The following is a 4,937-nucleotide window of genomic DNA, read 5'->3' as shown; positions in this document are numbered from 1 at the left end:
ACGGACCACCGCCCCCGCCTCCCGGGCCCGTCTTCCTCGGCTCCACCAAGTTCGCCCCTTACGTCGCAACCACGTATGGCTGTGAGTCGCTTCTGTTCGTGCCTGCCTACGAACGCACCACCGGTCACGCGTGGCAGCAACAGACGAGCTACTGCTGCGAGTCCCACTCCACCCCGGACGGGCAGCCCCAACTCCGCTTCCGAGATTCGATCTCACTTCGTGCGAACTGCCATCAACGTTGGACGTCAGGCGGACGTTCTCCTGGGCCGGCAAGCGCAGGTGCCCCGCGTCTGTGGTCATCCCATCGGCGCGGCCCGGACCCAGCCAGCCGATGATGTCCACACGATGACCGAGCTGTCGCTTGCCGTTGTCGACAGCCATATTCCGTCAATGCCCGACGGCAAGGTAGGGGCAAACGATGGAAGTACTACTCCATGGCTCAAAGGGAGCGCTTCCATGTACTCCCACCCGTAGATGAGGAAGGCGTGCCTTTCGTCAGCGTCCGCTGCTGCCAGCTGCTTGCGTAGCTTGGTCATAGCGCGTCCGCATATCAGCTCACAAGCAGATGAAACAGCCTGGTCTATCTCTGGTACGCCTCCGCCCCACGACGCCGGCATCACGTAGTAGCCCGGTGGATGCTTCTCTGTCTGAGGTACGCAGAACACCGCGTCGATTCCGAGTTGCTCGAACTCCAGGAGCAGCGCGACATCGTGCTGCCAAAAGTGATGCGCCGTACTTGGGGTGGCCCCACTTGCCTCCAGCTCAACGAGTAGCGAGGGAATGCGCACCAGCGCGCGCTTCCACTTCTTCTCTCGTACGAGATGGACGGTCCACGAATAAGCCAGGTCCGACCGAAGCGTGTACCCGAGCTGGCTCGACTTGCTGTCGGCAGCGCGGTGGCTCGGGTCCACGATGAGTTTGACCTCAACAGCGATGATCCGTCTCTCGTAGGTCAGGAGCAGGTCGCACGCTCCCTGTCGGCCGCCTGTGTCGTTTAGCTCGACCTGCACGCCCAGCGTGCGACTGATGCACCTACTGGCAAGCTGAGCGGCGACGTCCGTCTTCTGTCCCGGCATGGCACGACGATACGAGGGGGGTAGGCCCGAGTGCATGAGGTTTGCGGTCAGTCACTGACCGGGAGCTGCGGCACGCGCCGCACTTGCGCGACGCCTTGACGAAGTCAGAAAATTCTGACCCACCGTCGCTTTTGGCCGGTTGCAAGTTGCCAGCTATGCAGACGGCACGCACTACCGAGAGACGCAACATCGGTGCACTGGCGTGCGACCTACTATCGCGATGACAGCCGCTCAGCGACGGCTGCCGAAGCCGTCGAGCGCGGTCAGGGCTGCGGGCCAGGGGTAGGGGTTCTTCTCGCCCGAGTTGTGCGGCTTGAAGCCTGCCTCGCCGTACAGGACCGTCACGCCCATGTCCCGCAACTCGGCCACGCTTCGGTCGAATTGGTTGTGGCGTACGTAGGCCGAGTTCACGCATGGCATCGTCACGATCGGGATGCCCTTCCCGATGCCCTCCGCGACCACGCCGGCCACGAACTTGCTTGTCAGTCCGAGTGCCCACTCGTTGATCGTGTTGAAGGTCGCCGGCGCTACGAGGATCGCGTCTGCGGGGGGCCATACGTCCGGTTCGCCCGGCAGTTTGTACTCGGACCGGACCGGGCCGCCGGTCAGTCGTTCCAGCTCCGTCAGTTGTGGGTTCAGCCAGCGGGCCGCTGTCGGAGTCAGTCCGAGCCGTACGTCCCAGCCCTTCGTCTGCGCATCGGTGATCACCTGCGCCACATCGAATACGGGCGGGGCGGCCGATCCGAAGAGGTACAGCGTCCGTGAAGTCATTGGCGTATCGCACCACATGAAGTCGGCGCGAGTTCCGTTTCAGATGACGCGTCAGGAACGAAGGCCCCGCATGCCCATGCCCGACGAGGAGCACACAGGCACTCGCATCAGGGAGCAGCGGAAGCTGGCCCATCTGACTCAGCGTCAGCTCGCCGCTCGGATCTCGTTCTCGTACAGCCTTCTCAACCAAGTCGAGTGCGGTGCCCGCGCGGCCAGCACGGACTTGGTCGCAGCGGTCGCGCAGGCCCTGCGCATCGACGTCACAGCACTGACAGGCCAGCCGTACGTGACCGAACTCCAGCAGGACCGACTTGCCGAGCTGGTGCGCCCGATCCGTGAAGCGCTTGATCTGTACGACCTGACCGTGAGTGAGACCGTCGCTGTCCGGCCGGACAGCGAGTTGGTCGCGGCCGCCGGTGGCCTTTGTGCGCAGGTGCGTGCCGCGCACCTGCGGAGCGCCGCTCGTCAACTGCCCGCGGTCATCATGGAACTCACCACGGCTGCCAGGCGCACGCCGCCGACGGAGCTGTGGCGGGCTCTCGCCTCTACGTACCGCACGGCGCATGATCTGGCCGTGAAGCTCGGTTACTACGACCTGAGTTCCGTCGCTCTCGACCGTATGGACTGGGCCGCTCAGCGTGCGTCTGATCCGTGCCTCGCCGCGGTACGGCAGTACATGCGGGCGCTGGTGTACTTCCGGGAGGGCGAGTACACCATCGGGCAACGCCTCATTGCCGCAGGACATGAGCTGGTGGATCAGGCTCCCGGCGGGCGGGAGGCGGAGGCAGTCGCCGGGCAGTTGCATCTGGGAGGAACAGTCATCGCCGCGCGCGCCCGCGATGACGAGGCGCTGACGGCGCATCTTGCTCAGGCCACCGAGATCGCCGACCGTATCGGGGATGCCTCTGACGTCCACTGGCTGTCTTTCGGGCCGGTGAACGTGCGCGTGCACCGAATCTCCGCTGATGTCGAACGGCGCCACTACGACGAGGCACTCGTGCAAGCACACGCCATGAAGGAGCTACCGGCGTCCGTTCCTACGTCACGCCGCGCCCACTTCCTGATCGACCGGGCGCGCTCCGGAATAGAGACCGGTCGCACGGATGCCGCGCTGAAGAGTCTCTTTGCCGCCCGCCGCGCAGCGCCCGAACAGACTCGATATCACCCTGGCGCGCGCGAGACCATCTCCGGCCTGGTGCACCTGAGCCGCCGTGCTCCGGACACTCTTACCAATTTGGCCGCTTGGGTCGGCATGTAGAGGACGGTGCTCACAGCACTCACAAAACTGTGAGCACTGTGGTGTCTCAGGCACTCCACCCTGGACTCGTACTGATCAGCTACGAGCCGGGGACCCCATGATCGAGGCACCAGGAAAGCAGTCCGAGCGAGCTTTACCGTCAGTCGAAAACCACCCCTCCCTTGTGGTGAAACGCTGGCCCAACAGCCCGCGATCTGTGGGCAAGGCGCGGCACCTGCTGCTCCAGCACCTGAACGCGTGGGGCCTGAACAACCTCGCGGACTCGGCCGAGCTGGTGCTCTCCGAGCTGCTGACCAACAGCGTGCGCCACGCGCGCGTTCCCGGTGGGCGGCTGATCGAGACGCGGTACGAGCGTCTGCCCGACGGTGTGCGCATCGAGGTGCACGACGCCAACGAGAACAAGCCGGAGCGACGCGAGCCGGCTGCGGATGACGGCTCCGGGCGCGGTCTTGCGCTCGTCGACGCGCTCAGCGGCGGATGCTGGGGCGTGAGCGGGCGCGCCGGGGTCGGCAAGCTCGTCTGGGCCGTGTGCGGAACGGCCCCCTCGCGTGATCGCGAGGGGGCCGTTCCATCGGTGGGCGCGGACGGGTTCGAACCGCCGACATCTGCTTTGTAAGAGCAGCGCTCTACCCCTGAGCTACGCACCCGTGGATGGAAGAACAGCGTACATGGCCCGCGGGGTACGGGGGGTAACCCCACCCGGAGACGGTGGGCGGCCGGATCGGCTTCGGGGGGTGGTCGTTCGTACGGTGAGGGCACAGCCAAGACGTGTCGGCGGGACTGCCGGCGGAATCTCTGGGGGAACGATCACCGTGGCCGCAATCCGTAACCGCACCAGGACCCTTCTCGCCGCCGGCGGGGCCGTGCTTGTCGCTGTCGCCGTCAGCGGGTGTGGTGGCAGCGACGCGTCCGACGCTCCGGTGGAGAAGAAGGCGTTCCCGCTCGGCGGGCACACGCTGACCATCGACGCCACGAACTCGCGGATCACGCTTGTGCCCGCCGATGTGCGGGACGTGCAGGTGTCGCGGCAGGTTGACGGCTGGGTGTTCATGGGGAGCGGGCCGGACGCGTCCTGGAAGATGTCGGGCGACACGCTCAAGCTTGAGGTGAAGTGCAAGGCCGTGGTGAGCAACTGCGAGTCGCGGCATTCGGTGAAGGTGCCGCGCGGCGTCGCGGTGAAGCTCAACGGGAACAACGGCGGGGTGACCGCGTCCCGGTTCAGCAGTCCGCTGAGTCTTGAGCTGAACAACGGATCCATCACCGTGCGCGACTCCAGCGGTCCGCTCGATCTGAACACCGACAACGGGTCGATCACCACGCAGCGAGCGTCAGCGAAGTCCGTTTCCGCGCATTCCAACAACGGATCGGTCCGGCTGGGGCTCTCCGCGCAGCCCGACAAGGTGGACGTCGAGACCGACAACGGCGGCATCACGATCGAGCTGCCGAAGGCGGGCTCGGCGTACGCGGTGACGGCCCGCAGCCACAACGGCAAGGTCGATGTGGGCGTGCCGACGGACAAGAGCAGCGCCCATGTGGTGAAGGCGCGCAGCAGCAACGGGCGAATCGCGGTGCGAACCGCGAACTGATCGGCCCGTGTGTTCGTCCCTACCAGGTGGGAGAATGTACCGGGCAGGGTGGACTCAGCACGGGAGAGGCATGTGACGGCGACGCGCGCGCAACCGCACTCAGGATCCAAGGCGAGTGCTGTCCGTGACGTGATCGCGGTGATGCTGCTGCCTGTGCCGCTGCTCGTCGCGGCGCTGCCCGCCGCGTTCAACGGCGCGGGCGGGGGCGGTACGCGGCGCTGGTTCGGCGGCGGGCGGGGCGGCGAG

At 66.1% G+C, this 4,937-nt stretch carries 5 protein-coding genes and 1 tRNA gene; 3 read left to right on the top strand and 3 right to left on the bottom strand.

Annotated features, from left to right (window positions below; all coding sequences use genetic code 11):
- Positions 1-296: 296 nt before the first annotated feature.
- Positions 297-1,076, bottom strand: a complete 780-nt coding sequence (locus tag HY68_RS18195; RefSeq protein WP_041990191.1) for a hypothetical protein — start codon at positions 1,074-1,076, stop codon at positions 297-299.
- Between the two features lie 231 nt (positions 1,077-1,307).
- A complete protein-coding gene (locus HY68_RS18190; RefSeq protein ID WP_041990188.1) occupies positions 1,308-1,847 on the bottom strand; it encodes a flavoprotein in 540 nt (179 codons plus the stop codon).
- 70 nt (positions 1,848-1,917) lie between these two features.
- On the opposite strand from HY68_RS18190, the gene HY68_RS18185 reads away from it, so the two are divergent.
- On the top strand, positions 1,918-3,105 hold the full coding sequence (locus HY68_RS18185; protein ID WP_041990185.1) for a helix-turn-helix transcriptional regulator: 1,188 nt from the start codon (positions 1,918-1,920) through the stop codon (positions 3,103-3,105).
- A 97-nt stretch (positions 3,106-3,202) separates the two neighbouring features.
- Positions 3,203-3,721, top strand: a complete 519-nt coding sequence (locus tag HY68_RS39630; protein WP_078863949.1) for an ATP-binding protein — start codon at positions 3,203-3,205, stop codon at positions 3,719-3,721.
- Here HY68_RS39630 and HY68_RS18180 read toward each other — a convergent pair.
- Positions 3,681-3,752, bottom strand: a tRNA-Val gene (locus HY68_RS18180). The two genes, HY68_RS39630 and HY68_RS18180, sit on opposite strands and share 41 nt — an antisense overlap.
- Positions 3,753-3,917: 165 nt before the next feature.
- Here HY68_RS18180 and HY68_RS18175 point away from each other — a divergent pair.
- Positions 3,918-4,691, top strand: a complete 774-nt coding sequence (locus tag HY68_RS18175; RefSeq protein WP_157874364.1) for a DUF4097 family beta strand repeat-containing protein — start codon at positions 3,918-3,920, stop codon at positions 4,689-4,691.
- The last annotated feature ends 246 nt before the right edge of the window (positions 4,692-4,937 follow it).

Origin of the sequence: Streptomyces sp. AcH 505 (genome assembly GCF_000818175.1) — a bacterium.
GTDB lineage: Bacteria > Actinomycetota > Actinomycetes > Streptomycetales > Streptomycetaceae > Streptomyces.
Note: the sequence above shows the minus strand (reverse complement) of the source record. Positions and strands in the feature narration are given on the sequence as shown.